General features: G+C 42.0%; 24 protein-coding genes. 11 read left to right on the top strand and 13 right to left on the bottom strand.

The window, feature by feature from the left end; genetic code table 11:
* The first annotated feature begins 2 nt into the window (after positions 1 to 2).
* A complete protein-coding gene (priA, locus tag EO132_RS10830) occupies positions 3 to 2,462 on the top strand; it encodes a replication restart helicase PriA (protein WP_127137864.1) in 2,460 nt (819 codons plus the stop codon).
* On the opposite strand, the gene EO132_RS10835 is transcribed toward priA, so the two are convergent.
* On the bottom strand, positions 2,463 to 3,155 hold the full coding sequence (locus EO132_RS10835; RefSeq protein ID WP_127137865.1) for a LytR/AlgR family response regulator transcription factor: 693 nt from the start codon (positions 3,153 to 3,155) through the stop codon (positions 2,463 to 2,465). It abuts the gene before it with no gap.
* Positions 3,156 to 3,390: 235 nt separating this feature from the next.
* Between EO132_RS10835 and rpsF the strand changes: the two genes are divergently transcribed.
* Genes rpsF through rplI form a run of 3 tightly spaced genes read left to right on the top strand, consistent with a single transcriptional unit; the run spans position 3,391 to position 4,496 of the window.
* Complete coding sequence (rpsF, locus tag EO132_RS10840; protein ID WP_127137866.1) at positions 3,391 to 3,729, top strand: 30S ribosomal protein S6; 339 nt, start codon at positions 3,391 to 3,393, stop codon at positions 3,727 to 3,729.
* A gap of 4 nt (positions 3,730 to 3,733) precedes the next feature.
* Entirely contained in the window at positions 3,734 to 4,030 is a 297-nt protein-coding gene (gene rpsR / locus EO132_RS10845; protein ID WP_014031368.1) for a 30S ribosomal protein S18, read from the top strand.
* Between the two features lie 13 nt (positions 4,031 to 4,043).
* Positions 4,044 to 4,496 carry a 50S ribosomal protein L9 gene (gene rplI, locus EO132_RS10850; RefSeq protein ID WP_127137867.1) on the top strand — a complete coding sequence of 151 codons (453 nt, stop codon included), beginning with the start codon at positions 4,044 to 4,046 and terminating at the stop codon, positions 4,494 to 4,496.
* Positions 4,497 to 4,571: 75 nt separating this feature from the next.
* On the opposite strand, the gene EO132_RS10855 is transcribed toward rplI, so the two are convergent.
* Positions 4,572 to 5,042, bottom strand: a complete 471-nt coding sequence (locus EO132_RS10855) for a DUF4168 domain-containing protein (RefSeq protein WP_127137868.1) — start codon at positions 5,040 to 5,042, stop codon at positions 4,572 to 4,574.
* Positions 5,043 to 5,225: 183 nt separating this feature from the next.
* Between EO132_RS10855 and EO132_RS10860 the strand changes: the two genes are divergently transcribed.
* Positions 5,226 to 5,699 carry a DUF6495 family protein gene (locus tag EO132_RS10860; protein WP_127137869.1) on the top strand — a complete coding sequence of 158 codons (474 nt, stop codon included), beginning with the start codon at positions 5,226 to 5,228 and terminating at the stop codon, positions 5,697 to 5,699.
* 195 nt (positions 5,700 to 5,894) lie between these two features.
* Positions 5,895 to 7,283 carry a histidine--tRNA ligase gene (gene hisS, locus EO132_RS10865; RefSeq protein WP_127137870.1) on the top strand — a complete coding sequence of 463 codons (1,389 nt, stop codon included), beginning with the start codon at positions 5,895 to 5,897 and terminating at the stop codon, positions 7,281 to 7,283.
* On the opposite strand, the gene EO132_RS10870 is transcribed toward hisS, so the two are convergent.
* Together EO132_RS10870 and EO132_RS10875 are read right to left on the bottom strand one after the other, a co-directional pair.
* A complete protein-coding gene (locus EO132_RS10870) occupies positions 7,267 to 7,815 on the bottom strand; it encodes an NUDIX hydrolase (protein WP_127137871.1) in 549 nt (182 codons plus the stop codon). The two genes, hisS and EO132_RS10870, sit on opposite strands and share 17 nt — an antisense overlap.
* A gap of 85 nt (positions 7,816 to 7,900) precedes the next feature.
* Positions 7,901 to 8,989 (bottom strand): M42 family metallopeptidase, encoded by a 1,089-nt coding sequence (locus EO132_RS10875; protein ID WP_127137872.1) that lies wholly within the window; start codon positions 8,987 to 8,989, stop codon positions 7,901 to 7,903.
* A gap of 102 nt (positions 8,990 to 9,091) precedes the next feature.
* On the opposite strand from EO132_RS10875, the gene EO132_RS10880 reads away from it, so the two are divergent.
* Entirely contained in the window at positions 9,092 to 9,811 is a 720-nt protein-coding gene (locus EO132_RS10880) for a DUF4294 domain-containing protein (protein WP_127137873.1), read from the top strand.
* On the opposite strand, the gene EO132_RS10885 is transcribed toward EO132_RS10880, so the two are convergent.
* The gene (locus EO132_RS10885; protein WP_127137874.1) at positions 9,808 to 10,044 is read right to left on the bottom strand and encodes a DUF6095 family protein; all 237 of its coding nucleotides are present in this window, start codon (positions 10,042 to 10,044) and stop codon (positions 9,808 to 9,810) included. The two genes, EO132_RS10880 and EO132_RS10885, sit on opposite strands and share 4 nt — an antisense overlap.
* Before the next feature lie 57 nt (positions 10,045 to 10,101).
* Between EO132_RS10885 and EO132_RS10890 the strand changes: the two genes are divergently transcribed.
* A complete protein-coding gene (locus tag EO132_RS10890; RefSeq protein ID WP_127137875.1) occupies positions 10,102 to 11,421 on the top strand; it encodes a GntP family permease in 1,320 nt (439 codons plus the stop codon).
* A gap of 6 nt (positions 11,422 to 11,427) precedes the next feature.
* On the opposite strand, the gene EO132_RS10895 is transcribed toward EO132_RS10890, so the two are convergent.
* From EO132_RS10895 to EO132_RS10930, 8 genes are all read right to left on the bottom strand, one after another.
* Positions 11,428 to 12,318 carry a DUF4249 family protein gene (locus tag EO132_RS10895; RefSeq protein WP_127137876.1) on the bottom strand — a complete coding sequence of 297 codons (891 nt, stop codon included), beginning with the start codon at positions 12,316 to 12,318 and terminating at the stop codon, positions 11,428 to 11,430.
* Between the two features lie 4 nt (positions 12,319 to 12,322).
* Positions 12,323 to 14,698 carry a TonB-dependent receptor gene (locus EO132_RS10900; RefSeq protein WP_235856436.1) on the bottom strand — a complete coding sequence of 792 codons (2,376 nt, stop codon included), beginning with the start codon at positions 14,696 to 14,698 and terminating at the stop codon, positions 12,323 to 12,325.
* Positions 14,699 to 14,838: 140 nt separating this feature from the next.
* Positions 14,839 to 17,058, bottom strand: coding sequence for an NADP-dependent isocitrate dehydrogenase (locus EO132_RS10905; RefSeq protein WP_127137878.1), 2,220 nt, complete (start codon positions 17,056 to 17,058; stop codon positions 14,839 to 14,841).
* A 619-nt stretch (positions 17,059 to 17,677) separates the two neighbouring features.
* Complete coding sequence (rplS, locus tag EO132_RS10910; RefSeq protein WP_014031354.1) at positions 17,678 to 18,028, bottom strand: 50S ribosomal protein L19; 351 nt, start codon at positions 18,026 to 18,028, stop codon at positions 17,678 to 17,680.
* Positions 18,029 to 18,149: 121 nt separating this feature from the next.
* Positions 18,150 to 18,827, bottom strand: coding sequence for a tRNA (guanosine(37)-N1)-methyltransferase TrmD (trmD, locus tag EO132_RS10915; protein ID WP_127138012.1), 678 nt, complete (start codon positions 18,825 to 18,827; stop codon positions 18,150 to 18,152).
* A 214-nt stretch (positions 18,828 to 19,041) separates the two neighbouring features.
* The gene (locus EO132_RS10920; protein ID WP_127137879.1) at positions 19,042 to 19,647 is read right to left on the bottom strand and encodes a tRNA (guanine-N1)-methyltransferase; all 606 of its coding nucleotides are present in this window, start codon (positions 19,645 to 19,647) and stop codon (positions 19,042 to 19,044) included.
* A gap of 107 nt (positions 19,648 to 19,754) precedes the next feature.
* On the bottom strand, positions 19,755 to 21,203 hold the full coding sequence (locus EO132_RS10925) for a glyceraldehyde-3-phosphate dehydrogenase (RefSeq protein ID WP_127137880.1): 1,449 nt from the start codon (positions 21,201 to 21,203) through the stop codon (positions 19,755 to 19,757).
* Between the two features lie 127 nt (positions 21,204 to 21,330).
* Positions 21,331 to 22,731 carry a S1C family serine protease gene (locus EO132_RS10930; RefSeq protein ID WP_127137881.1) on the bottom strand — a complete coding sequence of 467 codons (1,401 nt, stop codon included), beginning with the start codon at positions 22,729 to 22,731 and terminating at the stop codon, positions 21,331 to 21,333.
* Between the two features lie 136 nt (positions 22,732 to 22,867).
* Here EO132_RS10930 and dapF point away from each other — a divergent pair, with 136 nt between their 5' ends.
* From dapF to mltG, 3 genes are read left to right on the top strand one after another with little or no spacing between them, the layout of a single operon-like run.
* A complete protein-coding gene (dapF, locus tag EO132_RS10935; RefSeq protein WP_127137882.1) occupies positions 22,868 to 23,650 on the top strand; it encodes a diaminopimelate epimerase in 783 nt (260 codons plus the stop codon).
* A complete protein-coding gene (locus EO132_RS10940) occupies positions 23,638 to 24,171 on the top strand; it encodes a GNAT family N-acetyltransferase (protein ID WP_127137883.1) in 534 nt (177 codons plus the stop codon). The genes dapF and EO132_RS10940 overlap by 13 nt, the downstream gene beginning before the upstream one ends.
* A complete protein-coding gene (gene mltG, locus EO132_RS10945) occupies positions 24,161 to 25,204 on the top strand; it encodes an endolytic transglycosylase MltG (RefSeq protein WP_127137884.1) in 1,044 nt (347 codons plus the stop codon). The genes EO132_RS10940 and mltG overlap by 11 nt, the downstream gene beginning before the upstream one ends.
* The last annotated feature ends 115 nt before the right edge of the window (positions 25,205 to 25,319 follow it).

Consider the following 25,319-nt stretch of genomic DNA (forward strand, 5'->3'; position numbering starts at 1 on the left):
GTATGGATTATTTTTTGGATGTTGTTCTTCCCATTCCCTTGGAAAAACTCTTCACGTATAAAATTTCGCAGGCCGAAGCGGATTTTATTCAGGAAGGAATGCGCGTAGCCGTTCCTTTTGGCAAATCAAAAATATATACCGCTCTGGCCTATCGAGTGCACCAAAATGCACCAGAAGCCTACGAACCCAAGGAAATTTATCAGATTCTAGACGAGCAGCCCGTAGTGACCCAAGTGCAGCTAAAGCATTGGGAATGGGTGGCCAAATATTATATGTGCACTTTAGGAGAGGTCATCCGAAGCGCTTTGCCCAGCGCTTTTATGTTGGAAAGCGAAACCTTGGTGCTGCCCAATAAAAATGCAGATGTGGATGAAGCTGAACTTACAGATGACGAGTTTCTCATATTCGAGGCGCTACAGCATCAAACAGCATTGAAGATTTCTGAGGTAAGCGATATTGTGGACAAAAAAAATGTCCTGAAATTGATAAATACGCTTGTTCATAAAGGCGTCGTACTTCAAAAAGAAGAGTTGTACGAACAATACAAACCCAAATTGGTCCGCTATGTCAAACTTTCCGAACAATATGACGAAGGGGAACAATTGGCGGAACTTTTGAATGAACTTACCAGAGCGCCCAAGCAAAGTCAAGTGGTGCTGTCTTTGTTCCAGATTAAATCCAAAAAAAGTAATAAGCCTATTGCGGTTTCTGAATTGGAAGAGGCGAGTGGAGCCTCACGCGCTGTCATCAAGGCGCTAATCGACAAGAATATTTTGCAGGAGTACCACATCCGAAAAGATAGGGTTGAGTTTGATGAACGGTCCGAAGCTTCCAAGCATGTCGATTTAAATGAATATCAGCATCAGGCTTTACAGAATATCAATCAGGGGTTTGATGACGGAAAACCGGTGTTGTTGCACGGTGTCACGTCTTCAGGAAAGACCGAAGTTTACGTAAAACTGATTCAAAAATGCTTGGAAGAAGGCAAACAAGCCTTGTACTTACTTCCGGAAATTGCATTGACCTCACAATTGATCAATAGACTGAGGCATTACTTTGGTCATCAAGTGTCTGTTTATCATTCAAAATACAGCATTCACGAAAGAGTTGAAGTGTGGAACAATGTATTGAACCGCGCTGAAAAAGCCCAGATAGTAATTGGTGCACGTTCGTCCCTATTTCTTCCGTTTACTGATTTAGGATTGGTGGTGGTGGACGAGGAGCATGAAAATTCTTTTAAACAATTTGACCCTGCACCACGGTACCACGCTAGAGACGCTGCTGTGGTTTTGGCCGCCCTTCATAAGGCAAATATCGTGTTGGGCTCTGCAACACCGAGTATTGAGAGCATGTTCAATGCCAAGACCCAAAAATATGGTTATGCATCCATTGCACATCGATTTGGCGATGTTTTGATGCCCGACATCAATCTAGTGGACATTAAAGAGGCTACTAGAAAGCGAAGAATGAAAGGTCATTTTTCAGAAATTCTGATCAAGGCCATTACCGAAGCGTTGGAGGAAGGGGAGCAGATCATTCTTTTCCAGAATAGAAGGGGGTTTGCCCCTGTGGTGGAATGTACCACCTGTGGTCACGTGGCACAATGTCCTAATTGCGATGTTAGCTTGACGTACCATCAACGCAGAAATCAGCTTCGTTGTCACTATTGCGGCTATCACATGGCTTTGCAGCAGGCTTGTTTGGCGTGTGGGAGTCCTACTTTGGACAATAAAGGTTTTGGTACCGAACAAATTCAGCAAGAGTTGGGGCAGTTGTTCCCGAATGTTTCTGTAGGACGAATGGATTTGGATACGACACGAGGCAAGTTTGCCTATGAGAAAATCATTTCATCTTTTGAAAACCAAGAGATGGATATTTTGGTTGGTACCCAGATGGTTACCAAGGGGTTGGATTTTAGGAATGTGAGTTTAGTGGGCATCATGAATGCGGATTCCATGCTCAATTTCCCCGATTACCGGGCCCATGAGCGCAGTTTTCAAATGCTGACGCAGGTAGCGGGTAGGGCAGGGCGAACCCAGAAACGTGGTAAAGTATTGATTCAGACCTACAATCCGTACCATCAAATATTACAGCAGGTCACCACGAACAGTTACGATAAGATGTTCAAGGAACAGTTTTACGAGCGGGAACAGTTTAAGTACCCACCTTTGGTGCGGCTGATTAGAATCACGTTGAAGGATAAGGATTTCAATAAATTGAACGAGGCTGCCGATTGGTTGGCAGGGTCCTTGCGAAATGTACTCGGTTCCAACATTCTAGGACCGGAATACCCGCCCGTGGCTAGAATCCGAAGGGATTACCTGAAAAACATTCTGATAAAGATTCCGCGCAAGCAGCCATTGGCCCAAACAAAAAATAGCATTAAAAGAATTGAAAAATCCTTTAATGCTATTTCCAAGTATAAAAGTGTACGATTGGTCTACAATGTGGACCACATATAATTATACATTGGCCAGCGCTTCGGCTAGTTCTGTTTTCTTGTTTCTACTCAAAGGAATCTGTCTGCCCCCCACTTCAACATTTTTACTGTTGAATTTCTCAATCTTCTCCAGATTCACAATATAGGATTTATGGATACGTAGAAATTTTTCAGCAGGCAATTGCTTTTCGAAAGATTTCATAGTGGAAAGGATTACGATATTGGCTTCATCTGTAACCAATTTAATGTAATCTCCCAAAGCCTCGACCCATTTAATGTCGTTTAAGATAACCTTACGTTTTTTAAGGTTACTTTTCACAAAAATGTGTTCTTCGTCCTCATCAACCCTGTTCATTTGCTCGTATTTGGCAACAGCTCTTTTTACAGAAGCCTCAAAACGGGCCAAAGTAATGGGTTTGTGAAGGTAATCGGTAACGTCGTAGTCAAACGCTTTAAGTGCATAATCAGGTTTTCCGGTAATCAGGATAACCTGTGGTGGGTTCTCTAGGGCCTCTAAAAGGTCAAAACCGCTGATAATCGGCATTTCAACATCTAAGAAGATAAGGTCGATTTCATGGTTTTTCAGGCCATTTTTTGCTTCAATGGCGTTGCTGTACTCAGCAACCAAAGCTAGGTGTGGATGATTGTTGACCAATTTCGCAACAGCCATGCGCTGCATGGAAGAATCGTCTACAATTATACTTTTTAATTTCATGAATGGGGTGATTTGTAGGGTTTTAAATCATCGGCAAAGTACATAAAAAAGACGTTTAAGAGCAACAAAAGATGTAAACATGGTCTATTTTGTTGTGTAAATTGCCATATGTGTTATTTAGGTTTATTGGGTTTTTTAATGTTGATAACTCTTGTACTTAAACGAAGTTTTTTTACTTTTCTTGCAGGGTGAAAGAAATATTATTAATTTTGCGCTCCTTTAAAAATATATTATAATGAACCATTACGAAACTGTTTTCATTTTGAATCCCGTTCTATCTGAGACCCAGATAGAGGAAACAGTCAAGAAATTTGAAGATTTCTTGATTAAGAATGGTGCCAAAATGGTCTCCAAAGAAGATTGGGGACTTAAGAAATTGGCCTATCCCATTCAGCACAAGAAAAGTGGATTTTACCACTTATTCGAATTCCAAGTTCCAGGTGAGGCTATTGGCCCATACGAGTTGGAATTGAGAAGAGATGAGCGCGTTATGCGTTTTCTGACCGTTAAATTGGACAAGCACGCGATTGCTTGGGCGGAAAAAAGAAGAGACAAACTAAAAGCAAAGGCATAAGGGTATGGCATCCATTGAACAACAAGCAAAATCGAAAAAAGACGGGGAAATCAGATATTTGACCCCGCTTAACATTGAGACCAGCAAGCAAAAGAAGTATTGTAGGTTCAAGAAATCAGGAATCAAGTACATTGATTACAAAGATCCGGATTTCTTGATGAAGTTGGTGAACGAGCAAGGTAAATTGCTTCCAAGAAGACTTACAGGTACTTCCTTGAAATACCAAAGAAAAGTGGCACAGGCCGTAAAGCGTGCCCGTCACCTAGCGTTAATGCCGTATGTTGGCGATATGTTGAAATAAAAAACACCAGAGAATGGAACTTATTCTAAAAGAAGATGTACAGGATTTGGGATTTAAGGATGATATCGTTACCGTAAAGAACGGTTACGGCAGAAACTTCCTTATCCCACAGGGTTTGGCCGATTTGGCTACACCTTCTGCTAAAAAAGTTTTGGCGGAAAACCTTAGGCAAAGAGCCCACAAGGAGAAAAAGGTTATTGATGAGGCCACTAAGATTGCCGATGCGTTGAAGCAATTGGAAATCAAAATTGCCGCAAAAGTTGGTGCAGGCGACAAATTGTTCGGATCTGTAACAAACATCGACCTAGCTGCTGCCTTGGACAAAGAAGGACACCAAATCGACAGAAAATTCATCAATATTAAAGGTGGAGCTGTCAAAAGAACTGGTCCTTATGAGGCTATTATCAGATTGCACAGGGAAGTTATCGTAGAATTCCCATTTGAAGTAATTGCGGAAGCAAAATAAACTTCAAAACATATTATATGAAAAAAGCCCTCCGATTTTCGGAGGGCTTTTTTGTGTTCTTTAAAAAGAGAAATCTTATTTCGGCTGTTGTTTTTCCAACATAGTCCTTAGTCTACCTTGTAGTTCGGAATCACTTTGTAATGCCATTGCAATGGTTTGATAGCGCTCCATGCTCAATCCTTCATTACTGATGATTTCCTCGATTTGTTGGGTAAAACCAACTTGCATTTCCTGTATCTCGTTCATCAGCTTGCCAAAGCGTTCTTTTTCCTCATCACTGGCCTCAACCGTTTTCTCAGGAGAGGCAGTGGCTTGGTACATTTCGTTGAACCTATTGGCATCAAAACCACTTTCCTGAACAGTTTTCATTACCTGTTGCTGAGCTTCCATATTCACTTTCTGAATATCCTGAAAAGCCGAGGCGATTTTATTCAGTTCCGCATCGCTAACCTGTACTTGTTCCTGTGCATTCACTTGTGAAAAAGCACTGACACCAACAGCTGCGATACAGACCACAAAAGTTTTAATTGATTTCAAAAATCTCATTCTGTACGTATTTTATTAATAATGTTAGTTTCCGAAACTACAATAAATAAAAGGGCTTGCCAAAAATCGGCGGCGATATAGGTGTTAATCTAAACTTAAAGCAATGTTGTAAATTCAAGGATTTGACCGTTTTCTTGGTGCAAATACAAAGAGGTTCTCCATTACCTTTTATATTTTTGCAGCATGAAATACAAAAGATTGACCAGAGAGCAATTAGAGGAGCTCCATCCTGAATTCATCAACTTTTTGGCGACCCAGTCCATTACCGCGGAGGAATGGGATACCCTTAAAAAAGAGAAGCCTGAAGTCGCTGAAGAAGAAATTGATGTGTTTAGCGACCTTATATGGGAAGGCGTGTTGAACAAAGTGGAATATCTGGAAAATGTGTCAGAGAAACATATGCACCTCTTTCATTTGACCGATAAGGAGATGAAGCTCCTGTCCGTGAAGATTTTAAATCCTGAAATCGACTTAAGGACTGAAGTGGGTTTCGGCTGGTTCAAGCGTAACTATCAATCTGATTTTGTGGAATATTTATCCGCTTCCAAGGCGTACGGAGGGGACAAGAATATGGATAAATTTGAAATTATCAAACAAGGCGCTGTCATTACCAAAGGGGAACTGTATCAATGGTTTGACCAGATTATGGAGCATTGATTAAGGTTTGGGACTTGGGAGGCAAAGTGTGATTAACTGTCAGTTCGAGCGCAGTCGAGAACCAATAAATTACATCCCTCAGCATTACCTTTCATTGTGAAATCGTCTAGCCATTGAAGAAAACTTTTACCCTTTAACCCTTAGCCCGATTGACATCGACCAAAACCGTATATTTGCACGAGAATTTAAAACCACATGGCAAAGAAACCATCCATACCTAAAGGAACCCGCGATTTTTCACCTGCAGAGGTAGCCAAGCGTGACTATATCATCCAAACCATAAAAAAACACTTCGAAACCTATGGTTTTCAGCCGATAGAGACTCCATCTTTTGAGAATTATGATACTTTGATGGGCAAATATGGGGATGAAGGCGATCGTTTGATCTTTAAAATCTTGAATTCAGGGGATTTTATTTCCAAAGTGGATGATGTAACCTACAGTTCCAAGAATTCCGCTTCTTTGACGCCGAAGATTTCCGAAAAAGCCCTACGCTACGACCTTACCGTTCCTTTTGCCCGCTATGTGGTCATGCACCAGAACGAGATAGATTTTCCGTTCAAGCGCTATCAAATTCAGCCTGTATGGCGTGCGGACCGTCCACAGAAAGGACGTTTCCGTGAGTTTTATCAGTGTGATGCCGATGTGGTTGGTGCGGACTCCCTGCTTCAAGAAGTGGAGTTTGTACAATTGTACGATGCCGTTTTTACTGATTTGGGTTTGAAAAGAGCCAACATCAAAATCAACAATCGAAAAATACTATCCGGAATCGCCGAAGTGATCGGAGCCAAACATCTGTTGGTGGACTTTACCGTGGCTTTGGACAAGTTGGACAAAATAGGCGAGGAAAAAGTAAAAGCGGAGATGGTCGAAAAAGGAATCTCCGAAAGTGCCATTGCCAAGGCGCAACCATTGTTTGATATGACAGGGACCGCTTCCGAACAATTGGAAAAGTTGAAAAACATTCTTGTGGACTCCAAGGTCGGAATGTTGGGTGTTTCCGAGCTGGAAGCGATTATTTCGACCATGGATATGGTTGGGCTGCAATCGGCCACTCTTCAGCTGGATGTAACCCTTGCCCGAGGTCTTAATTACTACACAGGAGCCATTTTTGAAGTGGCAGCACCCGAAGGCGTGAAAATGGGTTCCATCGGTGGTGGAGGCCGTTATGATGACCTTACCGGCATTTTTGGACTCAAAGACGTGAGTGGTGTAGGGATTTCCTTTGGACTGGACCGAATTTATTTGGTTTTGGAAGAATTGAACCTGTTCCCGGACAGCTTGGATACTTCATTGGACGTACTTTGCCTCAATTTTGGAAAGAAAGAAGGAACAGCGGCTTTGAAATTGGTGTCTAGACTCCGTAAACAAGGGCTAAGGGCCGATTTGTATCCTACGGATACCAAAGTGCAGAAGCAGTTCAAATATGCTGACAAAAGAGCAGTGCCTTATGTAATTCTTCTGGGGGACCAAGAGTTGACCAATGGCAAGTTTGTTGCCAAAAATATGAAGACAGGCGACCAGAAAGACTATTCTTTGGAGGCTCTCGAAGAGTTTGTGGAAAAGATCAAGTCCGAGTTTTAATCGCTTTGATGATGGTTTTGTAATAAGTGGGACCGTGTGGGACATATTTCCCCACACTGGCCAAACCCCAGGTTTCCTCAGCAAATTTGAATAGAGGAACCAAGGCTAAATCTTCAACCTCACTTTCTTGTTTAGTAAGTTGATTCAACGAAACATTTAGCTTGCACAAAAAAATGTGATGCAGTTCTGCATCGATAAAGTCTTCGGAAATTTTGTGAATGGCCTTAAAAGTCCCCAGTGGCTCCAAATCGGATTCGGAAACGGTCAGCCCGATTTCTTCTTCCACCTCTCTAACGGCTGCTGTAACAATTTCTTCCCCTGCGGAAACATGCCCGGCAACCGAAACATCCCAAAGTAGGGGATGGGTGGCTTTCTTCGCACCTCGCTGTTGAACCAGCACTCGGCCATCTGTAGTATAGAGCCAAACGTGAATAGTTGGATGCAGCAAGCCTTTACGGTGTGCTTCTGATTTTAAACAGGATTCCCCTGTTGGTTTTCCTTGTTCGTTCAAAATGTCAACACGCTCATCCATATTACATAAAGATAAAAAAAAGTCACCCTGAAGATGTTTCAGGGTGACATAATTTTAAAATCTGAAAAGGATGATAAAGACTCAATTAATCAAAATAACTGAAGGTTTCTCCTTCTTTGATGTTCAATAAGGTTTCGTAAATCAAACGGATAACGTTCTCCACATCATCCTTATGAACCGTTTCCACCGTAGTGTGCATGTAGCGCAAAGGCAACGAAATCAAGGCTGAAGCCACACCTCCGTTACTGTAGGCAAAAGCATCGGTATCCGTTCCTGTGTATCTTGATGATGCATTACGCTGGAATGGAATTTTGTTGGATTCCGCGGTTTCCAAAATACGCTCACGCAATTTGTTCTGTACGGCTGGCGCATAGGAAATTACAGGTCCATCCCCGATTTTGGTCTCGCCCTCTGTCTTTTTATTGATCATCGGTGTGGTGGTATCGTGGCACACATCGGTTACAATGGCTACGTTCGGTTTTATGGTCTGTGTGATCATTTCAGCACCACGTAGTCCAATTTCTTCCTGAACCGAGTTGGTAATGTATAGACCAAAAGGAAGCTCTTTTTTGTTCTCTTTGAGCAAACGAGCCACTTCTGCGATCATATAACCGCCCATTCGGTTGTCCAAGGCCCTGCAAACAAATTTGTCCTTGTTCAATATCTGGAATTGGTCAGGGTAAGTAATCACACAACCTACGTGTACGCCCATTTTTTCCACTTCTTCCTTATCCTTGGCACCTATATCGATAAAGATGTTGTCCAATTTTGGTGGTTCTTCCTTGGCCTTGTTTCTAGTATGGATGGCGGGCCATCCGAAAACACCTTTTACAATACCGTTTTTGGTATGGATATCCACCCATTTGGAAGGTGCTATTTGATGGTCGCTTCCCCCATTTCGAATTACATAGAGCAAACCTTCATCCGTGATATAATTGACGTACCAAGAAATTTCATCGGAATGCCCTTCGATCACAACCCTGTATTTGGCATCTGGATTTATGACTCCAACTGCAGTTCCATACGTATCCGTGATAAACTCGTCCACAAAAGGTTTCACATAGTCCATCCAAATTTTCTGCCCTTCCCATTCATAACCGGTGGGAGAGGGGTTGTTCAAGTATTTTTCTAAAAACTCAAGGGATTTTTCGTTGATGATTTTCTCTTTTGACATAAATCTATTTTAATAGACAAACATAAGAATATTCACTTTTATTTAATAGCCAAATCACACCTTTATACTTACTTTTGGCAAGACTATTGAGGAAGAAATGTTATGCTACGTAACTGTTTTCTTGTTGTTTTTCTGGCACTTACTGCCCAAGGGTTTGCTCAGGAACCGCAGAAGGATTCCATTGAAAGCCCCGTCGATTCCATTGCCAATGATTCCATAGAGGATTATTATGTTCGGTTTGAAGGAGACTCCATTTTAATGAGTTCCATTGAGTTGGACGAAGTTTATATTTTCGGTAAACTGGAATTTGCAAACCGAAAGGATAAATTACGGTATTATATTCTCCGAAGAAAAACGTTGAAGGTGTATCCCTACGCCAAATTGGCGGCTGAACGATTGGTGGAGCTCAACGATAGTCTACAACACATCAAAAAACGAAGACATCAAAGGCGTTATACGCGAAAGGTCCAAAAATACATTGAAGGGGAGTTTTCCGAAGAACTAAAGAAACTTACCCGCACCGAGGGACAAATTCTAGTGAAACTGATTCATCGTCAAACAGGAACTACCGCTTTTGATTTGGTCAAGGATTTGCGAAGCGGATGGCGTGCTTTCTGGTACAACACTACGGCCAGTTTTTTCAAAATCAGTTTAAAGGAGGAATTTCGTCCCGAAGAAGTACACGAAGATTATTTGATTGAGGATATCTTGCAACGTGCCTTTGCGGCGAGTAGGTTGGAGCGGCAAAAATCGGTCTTGGACTACGATTATGCCCAACTTTCCAATAAATGGAAGAATCAACCGCCCAGCACGGGCAACTAATTTTTGGGTTTTTCTCCGAAAACGGCATCCATGACAATTTTCACGGACCTAAACCCTAAATAAATGGCCAAAATAGCACAGATAATGCCCACAATTAAAACAGGCCAGTAAAAAGGGTGACCTTCATTTTTGAATGCTTCGTAGATTAAAAATGGCCCCATAAACATGGCAAGAACCGTATATCCAAACGATTTTATACCCTTGACCAGAAGTTCCTTGTTAGTTCGCCTCATGAGACCAAAGTAGGAATATTAGCTTATATTTAGGGGATATTGCACTAAAAATTAACCATGGAAATACTAGTTCTGGGGGTAGTGGTCCTCTTCATTATAATTGCTACCGTAAAATTTAAAATGCACCCCATATTCTCACTGACCCTCGCTGCTATGGCTTCCGGTTTTTTGTTGGGAATAGCGCCAAAGGATATCATGTCCACCATGGCGGAAGGCTTTGGTAATACACTTTCGGGCATTGGATTGGTCATTGCTTTTGGGACTGTAATCGGTATTTATCTGGAAAAAACAGGTAGCACCCAGGTTCTTGCCAATAGTATTTTAAAAGTGATTGGCTTAAAACGTTCTCCCTTGGCTCTGAATTTGGCTGGGTTTGTCATTTCCATTCCTGTGTATTGTGATTCGGGATACATCATACTTTCTTCATTAAATAAGGCCATCAGCAAAAAGACAGGTATTCCCACTTTGGTTTTTGCCATTGCTTTGGCTACTGGATTATATTCTGCCCATGTTTTTGTACCTCCTACACCCGGACCGCTGGCTGCAGCTGCTATTTTGGATGCTGATTTGGGTATGGTACTCATTTTTGGTCTTCTGGTCGCCATTCCAGTTTCTATTTCAGGGTATTTTTGGGCACGATTCATCGGAAAATCACTGCAGGAGGATGACATATCGGAAAAGGCGGAAAAAAAAGAAGAAATTCCATCCACGGTAAAACCTTTTCAAGCTTTTTTGCCTTTGCTTGCCCCGATTATTTTGATTGCTATGAAATCTATTGTCGATTACCCAACCCACCCTTTAGGAGAAGGTGTGGTGTTCAGTATTTTCAACTTTTTGGGCAGTCCTGTGATTGCGCTGCTTATTGGTGTGTTTTTTGCCTTCGCCTTGGGTAGAAAAGTCCCTTCGGAAGAGAAAAAAGGCTGGGTGCCCGAAGCGTTCAAGCAGGCAGGTGCCATTGTTTTGATAACGGGATCTGGTGGTGCTTTTGGTGCCATTCTTCGTACGATGGACATTGCCTCCATCATTAACTTGGAATCCAGCACGGGAATTGGTGGCCTTCTGATTGCCTTTGTGATTTCTACGGTGCTCAAAACGGCCCAGGGGTCATCAACAGTGGCCATTATTACCACTTCGGCCATTATCGCGCCACTATTGGAAACATTTGGACTCATTTCCATTACGGATAAGGCCTTGGCTGTTCTTGCCATTGGGGCGGGTGCTATGACCGTCTCCCACATCAACGACAGTTATTTTTGGGTGGTTTCCCAGTTTTCCAATATGAAAGTGAAAACAGCGCTACGAGGTCATACACTGGGCACATTGGTTCAGGGTACGGTGGGTATTTTAATGATTCTATTGATTTATGCCTTGGTATAGCTCTTTCTATTCGATAATAAGGGTTCTGGAATACTCTTGGACCACGGCAAAGTATCCAAGGGCATAATCATTGGGACGCTCCACGTTATCCGGATTACCCAGCCCTGTAAGGTCAAAAACATTCCCTCGCACGGTTGCTACGGGTGTTTGAAAAGGACCTCCACTGTTTCCGTTTCCAGTCTGTTGCAAAACCAAATCCATATAATTGTAAAAATCTTCCGTTGCTCCCAAAATACTCACCCTTACCACATCTCCTGGTTCGGTTTTATCATCATAGAAAAAGGAAAATTCAAATTGTTGACCTTGAAAAAACTCATCTTCCACTGTTTGGAATTCGCCGAACATAAAATCAAACAGGTAAAAATTGTCCTCCTCGCCGTTATCGGTGAAAGTTACGATGATTTCGGTCTGGTCTTCATCAAAAAAGACTTCGTCCCCTTGCTCTAAATTGTCCAAGGGAACCGTGGATACATACTCGGTTTGGGCAAAGTAATAGTTGTCTTGATAGGTTATTTCCAACATAAATACGGTCCCGGGTTCAGCAGCTGAAGTAGGAATACGCTGGTCCGATGGCAGACTGGAATCTGGTACATAAATCCCCGAACCGGGTGTTTCCTCTACCAAGGATGAAGAAGATAGGTTATCGAAATCTCCTTCGCTATTCGGTTGTCCATAGGAAATCGTAACGCTTTCGGCTTGAACAGGTTGGTTCTCTTCAAAAAAAGTGGTACTTGCCTTTAGGCCTATGCGTACATCAATGAATTCCTGTTCTTTATCAACGCGTAACAGGCCATCCACTACCAGTTTGGGGTCAGCCTCAGGTAAATCCACATCAACCACATCTTCGCATGATGCCAGCAATACAGCCATAAAAATCAAGGACATGAGTTTTTTCATAGCGTTAGAATTTAAAGTTATAGGTTACCGATGGGATGATACCAAAAATCGATGTTCGAATGGCTTCGTTTCGTCCGGTGTCCTCATTTTCCCTAAAATTGATGGATGCCGCATTTTTACGACTATAAGCATTGTAAAGACTGAAGACCCACTCCGATTGAATCTTTCTGCCCTTGTTCCTTTTCGGGGTCAAAATTGCTGAAATATCCAATCGGTGGTAATCGGGAAGCCTTTCCTTGTTGCGTAAGCCATAATAGGGGATGGTCACATCCTCAAATTCAAATTGGCCAATGGGGTAATTGGTAGGTTGCCCTGTTTGATAGATGAAATTGGCATTGAAACTCCATTTTTCATTGAGTTCAAAGCTGCCGTAAATGGAAAGGTCGTGTGTTTTGTCATAGGGTGTGTTGTACCATTCCCCCATATTGATGCCTGTTTCCGAACTGGACCTTCCTGGTGTCCGTTGTTCAGACTTGGAAAGCGTGTAGGCCAGCCAGCCATTGAATCGTCCTTCATTTTTGCGTAGCAATAGCTCCAATCCGTACGCTCTTGCCTCCCCATTCAGTATGATTTGTTCTATGGCATCATTGGCTATCAGGTTGGCACCATCGATATAGTCAATACGGTTTTGAATGGTCTTGTAGAAAGTCTCGACCTCCAAACTATAAGCCCCCTCATCAATATTTCTGAAATATCCAGCGGCAAATTGATCCAACAACTGTGGTTTTACAAAGGGGCCACTGGGTGTCCAAACATCCAAAGGAGTAGGGGAGCTGGTGTTGGAAATAAGGTGAAGATACTGTGCCAATCTGGTATAACTTGCTTTTATGGAATTATTTTCCTTGAAGGTGTACGACATGGAAATCCTGGGCTCCCAATTAAAAAAGGTTTCAAGGGTTCCACCTCTTCCGGAATGAATTGTATCTATGGGTTCTGCTTCACGATAGGTCTGCGAAAATGAATTAAACTCCACGGGATTATCATTGGCATAAACAAAAAACTCGTCTTGCCCCAACCTGCTAAACTGACTTACCCTCAACCCATATTCAACACTTAAATTATCCGTAATCTCGTGTTCCACATCAATATAAGCTGCATTCTCGTTGGCGTATTTTTTAGTAAGCTGATCCTCGACGATACCAGAATCCGGGCTATTGGGTACTATTTTTCCGGGGTTGAATACGTAGTAAATGCTGTTGATTCCGTAATTCATCTGGAGCTTGTTGTTAAGATAGTGTTTCAAATCGTATTTAACATTAAAGTTTTGGATTCCAGAGTTCCATTCAAATCCTACAAAATCAAGCTCTAAACCGTAATAATAATCGGAATAAATCAAGGAGAGGTTGGAGAAAAGTTTATCCGAAAACAGATGGTTCCATCTTAGGTTGCCCACCCCATTGCCATACACGTTCACAAATCTATCGCTGATATTGAACAGGTCCCTTCCGAAGTAGCCTGAAAGGAAAATATTGTTGTTCTCGTTGATTTTATGATTGATTTTGGTGTTCAAATCGTAGAAATACGCCTTGTTGTCGATATCGAACAAGGGTAGAAACAGATGTGCGTAGGAAGCTCGTCCACCCGCCAAAAATGCAGTTTTGTCTTTTTGGATGGGGCCTTCAATCAACAATCGACTTGCCACGGCCCCGATACCTCCGTTTACTTTAAATTCTTTGCTGTTCCCTTCTTTTTGAAAGATGTCCAACACGGATGAAACCCTTCCGCCATAACGTGCCGGAATACCTCCTTTGAAAAGTTTAACATCTTTGATGGCATCAGGGTTGAAGACGGAAAAGAGACCGAAAAGATGGGAGGAGTTGAACACGGTTGCTTCATCCAATAGAATCAAATTTTGGTCTGCAGCACCGCCCCTCACGTTGAACCCAGAGGAAGCTTCCCCGGCACTGGTAACCCCGGGCAAAAGTAATAGTGATTTTATGACATCGGATTCACCGAGCACCACTGGAATTTCCTTGATGGTATTGGATGCCAACGATGTAACGCTCATTTGGGGTTTTCGAATGTCCAGTTTTTCCACATTGTCGGTCACGACCACTTCTTGTAATGCCTCAGCTCTCTCAACTAAGTTGAAATCCTGCTTTACATCTCGGTCTAGCGTGATGTTTTCAACGATTTCCTGAAAACCCAGATAACTCACTACGATTTGGTATTCGCCTTCGGGAAGTGTTATGGAATAAAAACCGTATTCGTTTGTGGTGGTTCCTGTTTTGAGTTCGGAAACCGCAACGGTCACTCCAATCAATGTTTCGTTACTGGACGCTTCGGAAATAGTACCGCTCAAGGTGTATTTTTCTTGGGCTTGTAATATGAAAAAATGCCCAAACAGGGCTAGCAACAATGCGAGATAATGTCTGGGCATTCGATTGGTTTGTTTAAAAATACGCATTTATGGAGAACAGTAAAAAGGAAAGAGGTAAACCATAGGTTATTTAACATATCCAACAAAAAAAGGCAGCTGAAATTTCAACTGCCTTTACGAGTGATTATAGCTTGTTTTGTTTATCCAATGGAACTCAAAATACTGTTTAGCGTTTCACTGGGACGCATGGCTTTGGATGCCATTTCTGGATTTGGAAGATAATATCCTCCGATATCCATAGGTGAGCCTTGTGCGTCTATCAACTCTTGGGCAATTTTCTCTTCGTTCGATGACATGGCATCGTAAACCTTACTGAAAATAGCTTTTAGTTCTTCATCCTTACTCTGTTTGGATAATTGCTCTGCCCAGTATAGTGCAAGGTAGAAGTGGCTTCCACGCGTATCTATTTCGTTTACCTTTCTGGAAGGTGATCTATCCTGGTTCAAGAACTCTTCGGTTGCTTTATCCAATGCATCGGCAAGTACTTGTGCTTTTGCATTGTTGTTCTTATCTCCGAAGAATTCCAAGGAAACGGCCAATGCCAAGAACTCACCAAGTGAATCCCATCGCAAGTGACCTTCTTCCAAAAATTGCTCTACGTGTTTTGGAGCGGAACCACCAGCACCGGTTTCGAACAATCCACCACCGTTCATCAATGGAACAATGGAAAGCATTTTTGCACTTGTTCCCACTTCCAAAATAGGGAAGAGGTCAGTCAAGTAATCCCTCAGCACGTTACCGGATACGGAAATGGTATCTTTCCCTTCCTTCATGCGCTTCAAGGTAAACTTGGTGGCTTCGATAGGGGAAAGGATTCTGATATCCAATTCTTCTGTATCGTGGTCTTTAAGGTAAAGATTTACTTTTTTGATCAATTCAGCATCGTGGGCTCTGTTTTCATCCAACCAGAAAACAGCTGGTACACCTGTAGCCCTTGCACGGGACACAGCCAATTTGACCCAATCTTGAACAGGGGCATCTTTTACCTGGCACATTCTCCAGATATCGCCTTTCTCAACAGCATGCTCTATCAATGTTACACCTGCTGCATTGACCACTTTTACGGTTCCAGCTTTTTCGATTTCGAAAGTTTTATCGTGAGAACCGTACTCTTCGGCTTTTTGGGCCATCAAACCTACATTGGGCACTGTTCCCATGGTTGTAGGATCGAAAGCACCGTTTTCCTTACAAAAATCGATGGTGGCTTGATACACCCCGGCGTAACTACTATCGGGTATGATGGCCTTAGTGTCTTGAAGCTCTCCATTCTTGTCCCACATTTTACCAGAGTTTCTGATCATGGCAGGCATGGAAGCATCAATGATCACATCACTCGGTACATGTAGGTTGGTAATTCCCTTGTCGGAGTTGACCATGGCCAAATCAGGTCCGTTGTCGATGCTATTCTTTATGGCTGCTTCGATTTCTTTATGCTGATCTTGGGGCAACTTTCCGATTTTATCCAACAAGGTTTCCAGGCCATCGTTTGGATTGATTCCCAATTTCTCGAAAGTATCCCCATAGTTTTTGAACAATTCAGAGAAATACACTTCCAAAGCATGTCCGAAAATGATAGGGTCAGAGACCTTCATCATGGTAGCTTTAAAGTGTAGTGAAAGCAAGATGCCTTTCTCTCTTGCATCGGCAATTTCCTTTGTCAAGAATTCAACCAATGCTTTTTTGCTCATTACCGTGGCATCGATAACCTCGCCTTTCAAAAGGGAAAGTTTGTCTTTTAATACGGTTGTACTGCCGTCTGCGCCCACTAACTCAATACGGATTTCGTCAGCATTGCTCAAGGTCAATGATTTTTCGTTGGCTTTGAAATCCCCGTGAGACATGGTAGCTACATGGGTCTTGGAATCGGATGACCATTCGCCCATGGTGTGTGGATGCGCTTTGGCGTAGTTTTTTACGGCCTTGGGAGCACGTCTGTCTGAGTTTCCTTCGCGGAGTACAGGGTTTACGGCACTACCTTTTACTTTGTCGTATTTGGCCTTGATGGTTTTTTCCTCGTCAGTTTTGGGCTCATCCGGGTAGTCCGGTAGTTTGTACCCTTTTTCTTGAAGTTCCTCAATGGCTTCTTTTAACTGCGGAATGGAAGCACTAATGTTCGGAAGTTTGATAATGTTGGCCTCTGGGGTTTTGGCGAGTTCGCCCAAGATGGACAAATCGTCGGAAACTTGTTGGTCCTTGGTCAACAATTCAGGAAACACGGCAGCAATTCTACCGGCCAAAGAGATGTCCTTGGTTTCTACGGTAATACTGGCGGTTTCGGTAAAGGATTTTACAATGGGTAAGAAAGATAATGTTGCTAAGGCGGGAGCCTCGTCTGTTTTGGTATAATAAAGTTTAGCCATTTAAATGTATTTGTTTGAGCGGTTGCAAATATACGATTTATGGACGGTGAAGCACGAATGGAAGTGGCTAAAAGTGTGAGTTTTTGGTGCGAATTTGTGAAAAAACAAAAGCCATATCTTTTTTTTACGAAAGATATGGCTTTCAGATAGGACTCAAGATTTGTTTGGTGGTACCAAAACCGCAATCTATTTGATTGCTCTTTTGCCCTTTCGACGTTTGCTTTGCTATGCTCTTAATTTTTCAACTAAACTACATTCTGCAAAGTGTACTGTTGTATTCCTAAACTTTATCAAAATGGAAAATTGCTCTTCCATTCGCACATAAAATTCATGATTTCTCATAAGGTCTTGCCTAAACTCCTCCTTATTCGAAATTCCTTTTGTGATCAGTAGTGTTACCAATTAAAAGGGAATCCACAGTTTTAAAGAACGTCAACTTTAAATCGACACGATTGTGATGGTATCACTTTCATATCTTCGACTAAAGTAGAACGGAAAAGTAAAATTAGCAACTTTTCAAAGCATTAAAAATCAACACGATATGAACCGAGGTTATTAACAATTGTTCATAAAAAAAGCACCCGAAATGGGTGCTCTTTCATGTTGTATGGAATAGTGATTATCCCTTAACCTCTTTGATACGGGCCTTTTTACCGGTAAGACCTCTAAAGTAGAAGATTCTAGATCTACGTACTTTACCTTTTTTGTTGACTTCAACTCTTTGCAAAGCTGGCATGTTCACTGGGAAAATTCTTTCCACACCTACAGTACCGGACATTTTGCGAATAGTAAAAGTTTCAGTGGCACCACTTCCTCTACGTTGTATCACTACACCTTTAAAGAACTGGGTACGTGTTTTTTCACCTTCCTTGATTTCGTAATAAACAGTGATGGTATCACCAGCTGAAAATTTTGGAAATTCTTTTTTTGGAACAAATTCGTCTTCAACAAATTTTATTAAGGATTCCATTTTTGTTTTTTTTAATGTTTTTTGCAAGACCAACTTTCACGGATTTCGTCAGAGGTTGATTTTGAGATTGCAAAACTAATCTATTATTTAGAAATAACAAGTTGTTTTTTGGCTTTTTGATTTATTTTTCCAAAAGGTCAGGCCTTCTTTCTTGGGTACGCTCCAAAGCTTGTGCCTCACGCCATTTTTCAATTTCTGGGAAATTGCCGCTCAGTAAAATATCAGGGACCTTATGACCTTTATATTCCGAGGGCCGGGTATACACGGGCGGGGCCAAAAGATTATCTTGAAATGTATCGGTCAGGGCAGAGGTTTCATCATTTAAGACGCCAGGTAACAAACGAATCACGGCATCGCACAAAATGGCAGCGGCCAACTCACCTCCAGACAATACATAATCGCCTATAGAGATTTCACGGGTCACGAACATATCCCTTACCCGTTGGTCCACACCTTTATAATGGCCACAGAGCACAATGATGTTCTTTTTCATGGAAATCTCATTGGCCATCCCTTGATTAAGGGTGTTTCCATCGGGGGTCATATAAATGACTTCGTCATAATCCCGTTCTGCTTTGAGTTCGGAAATACATTTATCGATTGGTTCTACCATCATGACCATACCTGCGCCACCACCAAACTGATAGTCGTCCACCTGTTTGTAGTTTCCAATGGAGTAGTCCCTTAGGTTGTGTAAGTGTACTTCCACCAATCCTTTTTCGATGGCTCGTTTTAAAATGGAGGCTTCAAAAGGACTCTTTAAAAGTTCAGGAAGTACGGTAATAATGTCTATCCGCATGGACATGGCTACTGGGTATTGATTTCAGCCTCAAAAGTAGTGAATGCTGACAACAACTCTGATATAAAAAAAAGGGACTAAATTCTAAAAGTTAGTTAACTGTCAGTTCGAGCGCAGTCGAGAACCAAAGTCAATTTTGACCATCAAGAGGTTTCGACTGCGCTCAACCTGACAAAAACCAAAATTTTGTTGCTTTTTAGACAGCCTCTAGCTCTTATTTTTTCTGCTTGTTCAATTCGTCCTGAAGCTGACGACTGATTTTTTGTTCGCGCTCCAAAGCTCTTCGTCTATGGTTCTGATATTCCTCTTCCAAATCAGCAAGAGCGGATTTGGCTTGTTGTGTCAAGAAATTACTGTTCCTAAAGCGATAAATAAAGAACAACAAGAGTAATAACAGTCCAAAAATGATGGACCATAATATAAAGTTATAGGTCCCTTTACTGATCAGGGCACCAAAGAAAGAAATACTGTCTTTTTCTTCGGTAACAGCATTGAGCTTATTGGTGGTTTCCTGTAATTTACCGTTTAGGTCTTCGATTTCAGCATCATTGGCCGTAATGGTGGCCGACAAATCCTTGATGGTCTTGTTGGCAGTGTCTATGGAATCAAAAATGTTCTTTTTGGTTTCATAGAGGTCCGATAACTTGACGACTTCATAACGGATGCCATTGGCCCGATAATTTCCCGATTTCCTTTCCAGTTCTTCCAACTGCCCTCTAAGGGTGTTGTCCGTTTCTTCAGTGGATTCTTCTTCCTGGGCATGGATTGCCAAGGTTGGGATAAGTAAGGCTAAGGCAAATAAAATGCGTAAATACTTCATGTTCAATAAGGTTCTCGTATTAAATTTAGATTAAGGGTGGGACGAAATTACATCAATATAGCAAATTTCAAAAAAAGAAAATCGCTTCTTTGAACAATTTACATCCACTAATAATACGTATAACGGCGAACTTTGGCGATATATTTTGCCAATCGAATCACTTGATGGGAATAGCCGTACTCATTATCATACCAGATATAGAGCACAATATTTTTACCTCCAGGCGATACAATGGTGGCCTTACTGTCATAAATGGATGGTGCTGTTGTACCTACAATGTCTGAAGAAACCAGTTCGTTGCTCAAGGCGTATTTAATCTGCTCTACCAAATCCCCTTCCAAGGCATATTTTTTAATCAGTGTATCCACTCCTTCTTTTGAGGTCTTGTTCTTTATCTCCAGATTAAGGATGGCCAAGGAGCCGTTGGGAACGGGAACTCGAATCGCATTGGAGGTCAATTTACCCTTTAATGAAGGAAGGGCCTTTGCTACGGCAGAGCCAGCCCCGGTTTCGGTAATTACCATGTTGAGGGCGGCAGCACGACCTCTGCGGTACTTTTTGTGCATGTTGTCCACCAAGTTTTGGTCGTTCGTGTAGGCGTGGATGGTTTCCAAATGTCCTTTTTTGATGCCCAGAGAATCCTCAATTACTTTTAAGATGGGAGTAATGGCATTGGTGGTGCATGAAGCGGCAGAATAGATTTTGGTTTTATCGGGGTCAAAATCCTTATGATTCACACCATGCACGATATTGGGAACTTCCTTTCCCGGTGCGGTCAAGAGCACTTTACTGGCTCCTTTTGATTTCAGATGTCTGGACAATGCGGCATTATCCCTAAAAGCCCCAGTATTGTCGATGACCAAGGCATTGATGATGCCATGTTTGGTGTAGTCGATATCCTCAGGTTGATTGGCGCTTATGATTTTCACGGTGGTTCCGTTGATTACCAACGCTTGCTTTTCTTCATCAACATCCACAGTACCTGTGAACGGTCCGTGAACGGAATCGGTTTTGAGTAGTGCAGCCCTTTTTTCAAGAACCTCTCTGTTCAATTCACCTCGGATAACAATGGCCCGTAATCGCAATTGGCTGCCTCGCCCTGTTTTTGCCATAAGCTCTCTGGCCACTAATCGACCGATGCGTCCAAAACCGTAAAGCACTACATCCTTGGGCTTTATGGCCTTGGAGGATTGGGCATCTTTTAACTTGTCGATGACAAAGGCCTTTACATTCAAGTGTGCGTTCTGGTTGGAATTGTACTCGTAGGTCAATTTCCCAATATCCAACTTGGCAGGAGGAAGGTTGATGTCGTTTATCGCCCTTAAAATTTCCACGGAATCAAAAATGGACATGGGTTTTTGTACAAATTCCCCAGCGTATTCATGTAGGTTGATGATGTCGCTTACATTTTTATCTATGATTTGATTTTTGAACAGCACCACTTCAATGGCCTTATCGTACCATAGGTCGCTGATGATTTTTATGAATTCGGTGGTTGCTTTTCTCCTGTCTGCCTGAAAGGCCAGCTCTTTTTCGTAAGATATGTTGTCACTCATGGATATAGGTTGCGGTTGTGCAGTTTATTTTTGGCTAAATTATATATTTCAAACGTTTTCGTAAAACATATTCGATATAAAAAAAGCGCCTTTTCCAAGACGCTTTTAAGTGTTTTTTCAGCACTTTTTACTGAAGAATCATGTGTTCCTTTTCACCATTCTCATTGATCATGGTAAAACTGGTTCTTCCATATCGTGATAGGTTGCCAAAACGTTCTTTGGCATCATTTATATTTTCAATCGGGTCGCCATCCAAAGCGATGATAACTTTGTTGACTAGATTGTACCTGGCATAGGATTCGGGCACATCGGTAATCTTCACTCCTTTGGAAACTCCGAATTTCTTCATGTCGGCTTTAGACAAATTCTTTACCTTAAAAGAAGTAGCTGGGAGAATAACGCTGTTCTGTTTTTTCAGGGTTACATTTTTAACCAAGCTTTTTCCGTCGCGGTCCAAGGTTACCTGCACGATATCGCCGGGTCTTTTGGCAGAGAGGTATCCTGTAAGTTCCGAAAACTTAACAATTTCGATATTATCAACTTTTTTGATGACATCTCCTTCCAGTAGACCGGCTTCATCAGCGCCTGATTCTTCTTCAACACCAGCCACGTAAACACCTTCAAGCTCATCGAGCCCCATTTCTATGGCCGCCCTCGATTTGGTGTTGGCTGCGGAAATACCCAAAAGTCCTTTCTGAACATTACCGAATTCCATGATATCTTCCACCACTTTCTTGGCAATATTGCTAGGTACCGCAAAGGCATAACCGATATAAGAGCCTGTTTGCGAAGTAATGGCAGTATTGATGCCAATAAGGTCGCCATTTGTGTTTACCAAAGCGCCACCGCTATTTCCAGGGTTTACGGCTGCATCGGTTTGGATAAAGGATTGCGCCCCAGTTCTAGAAAGTGACCTGGCTTTGGCACTTACAATCCCGGCGGTAACTGTGGATGTTAGGTTGAACGGGTTGCCTACGGCCAATACCCATTCGCCGATTTTGGTGTTGTCGGAATCCCCAAAGGCCAGATAGGGAAGGGTATCTTCGGCATCAATTTTCAAAAGGGCGATATCGGAATCGGGATCTGTACCTATTACTTCCGCCTCATAGGATTTGTTGTTGTTCAGCACCACTTCCAATTGACTGGAATTCGAGATAACGTGGTTGTTGGTCACAATATATCCATCAGGAGAAATGATAACTCCTGATCCAGTCCCTACTTGTGGGGTTGATTTACGTTCATATCCATAAAAGAATTCGGCTATGTTGGATGGCCCTCTACTGCTCATCGTCATATTTTTAACGTGCACTACCGAGTTGACCGTTTTTTCGGCAGCAATGGTAAAATCAGCTTCGTTGATTCCAGCACCTTTGGCCGAAGTGTTCAAGTTGCTCGTAGTAACAAAGGGTGTTTCTTCTTCCGAAGTGACCAACTTATAGCTTTCTTTCTCAAAAAATAATTTGTAAGCTCCCAGCGTAATTGCACCAGCAAATACGGATACTAGGAATAAACTCGCTATTTTCTTCATAATTCAATAATTATTTAACATTAAGCTCTAACAAAATTAAAAGTTTTCAATTTTCGATTAGGTTGGTTTAACGCTGTTTTAACTCCAAAAAAAACCTTAAATAATCCCATATCTTTGTTCCTTTGCAGATGTGAATATGGAACTACAGTTTTTTAAATATCAAGGAACGGGGAACGATTTCGTAATTATCGACAATCGTCAACAAATATTTCCCAAAAACAATACCAAGTTGGTGGCAGAACTCTGCGACCGAAGATTTGGCATAGGAGCTGACGGATTGATTCTATTGGAAAATGACAATATGTCGGATTTTAAGATGGTCTATTTTAATTCTGATGGTGCAGAGGCCAGTATGTGCGGAAATGGAGGAAGATGTTTGGTTGCTTTTGCGCACTATTTGGGAGTTTTTGAAAAAGAAGCAATCTTCAATGCAGTCGACGGGCTACATCATGCAACGATCGAAGGGGATATCGTGAACTTGAAAATGGTGAACGTGGATAAGATCCATGAGAAACAAAACCATAGCTTTTTGGACACAGGTTCACCACACCATGTGCAAATCGTGAAAGAATTGGAAAAGTTTGATGTACAAAAAGAAGGCAAAAAACTCCGTTACGGATTATATGGTCAGCCTGGAAGTAATATCAATTTCGTGGAACAGACCAACGAAAACACTTTCGAAGTACGGACCTATGAGAGGGGAGTGGAAGGTGAGACCTACTCTTGCGGTACTGGTGTAACAGCAGTGGCCTTGGCCATGCACGAATCGGGTAAAACCGCTGCCAATGAAGTTCATATCAAAACCATTGGGGGAGATTTGACCATTTCTTTTGAGAAAAAGGACGGGAAATACAGCAATATCTTTCTAAAAGGTCCAGCGATACAAGTATTTAAAGGAACCATCGAATGCTCAATCTAAAAGGAAAACAAGTTTATTTAAGGGCCTTGGAGCCCACCGACCTCGATTTTCTCTACAAACTGGAAAATGACACATCGGTTTGGGAGGTAAGCGGCACCTTAAAGCCCTATTCCAAAAAAGTGCTGCAATTATATTTGGACAATGCCCATAGGGATATTTATGATGTGAAGCAATTGCGATTGTGCATCAGTAATCATCAAGATGAGTGTATTGGGCTGATTGATTTGTTTGATTTTGACCCCAAACACCGCCGAGCAGGCATTGGAATCATAATTGTTGAACCGGGAGATCGCAACAAGGGGGCTGGGGCGGAAGCTTTGTCACTTTTGTGTAACTATGCTTTTTCCAATTTGGACATGCATCAGCTGTACGCCAATATTTTGGAGGATAACGAAGCTAGTATCCACCTGTTTCAAAAAATGGGTTTTGAGGAAATCGGCGTTAAAAAAGAATGGATACGGACCAGTAAAGGGTTCAAGAACGAAATAATGTATCAAAAGATCAACACAGATGAATCTTAAAAAAGTACTTTGGGCAACCGCCATTCTTGGGCTGTTGATTTGCGGTTTTATCTCCTATCAAATCTATAGTGCCATTTTTAGCCCCAACACCCTGTTCAATAATGATGAGGCATATGTTTATATTGCTTCTGATGCTACATTTTCAGATGTTAAAACCTCATTGGAGCCTTTATTGCAGGATTTGTCCACTTTTGAAGCGGTTGCCAAGCGCAAAGGATACATTACCAATATTAAGGCTGGGAAATATGCACTGAAAAAAGGGATGAACAATAACGAGATCATCAATACCCTACGCAGCGCTAATATTCCTGTACAGGTATCTTTTAATAATCAAGAATCGGTTGCCTTATTGGCTGGAAGGATTTCTGAACAAATTGAAGCCGATAGTTTATCACTTGTTCAAACCTTTAATGATCCCGATTTTTTGAAGGAATCCAAGTTTAATGAGGATAGCAAACTCGCAATGTATATTCCCAACACCTACGAGTTTTTCTGGAATACCGATGCCGAGAGCTTTCGAGACAGGATGAAAACCGAGTATGATCGTTTCTGGAACGAGGAGCGTTTGCAAAAAGCAAAAAACTTGGGTCTCAGCCCTAACGAGGTTACTGCCTTGGCAGCCATAGTGCAAAAGGAAACCGCTAAAGTGGATGAACGCCCTCGAGTTGCTGGCGTATACCTTAATAGGATAAGAAGGGGGATGTTGCTTCAAGCTGACCCCACGGTAATCTATGCCATCAAAAAAGAAACGGGCAATTATGATACTATCATAAAAAGAGTGCTTTTTCGTGATTTGGAGATGGATTCCCCATACAACACCTATAAATATGCAGGTGTCCCGCCCGGTCCGATTACGATGCCGGACATATCATCCATTGATGCGGTTTTGAACCCCGAAAAGCACGATTATCTTTATTTTGTGGTCGATGTTTCCAACTTTGGATATCACATGTTTGCCAAAACTTTGGCGCAACACAACCGAAATAAAGTGCAATACATCCGTTGGTTGAACCAACAAAAAGTAATGAGATAGCACTCTTTATCGTTGATTTTCATCACTTTAACGGATTTTAAGGCTGATTTAAGAAATCTTTATGAGCTTTAGGGTACCCATTCTACAAACTCCTCCTATATTTGCCGGCCAAATT

This window comes from Flagellimonas oceanensis, assembly GCF_003992595.1.
In the GTDB taxonomy this organism is placed as follows: domain Bacteria; phylum Bacteroidota; class Bacteroidia; order Flavobacteriales; family Flavobacteriaceae; genus Flagellimonas; species Flagellimonas oceanensis.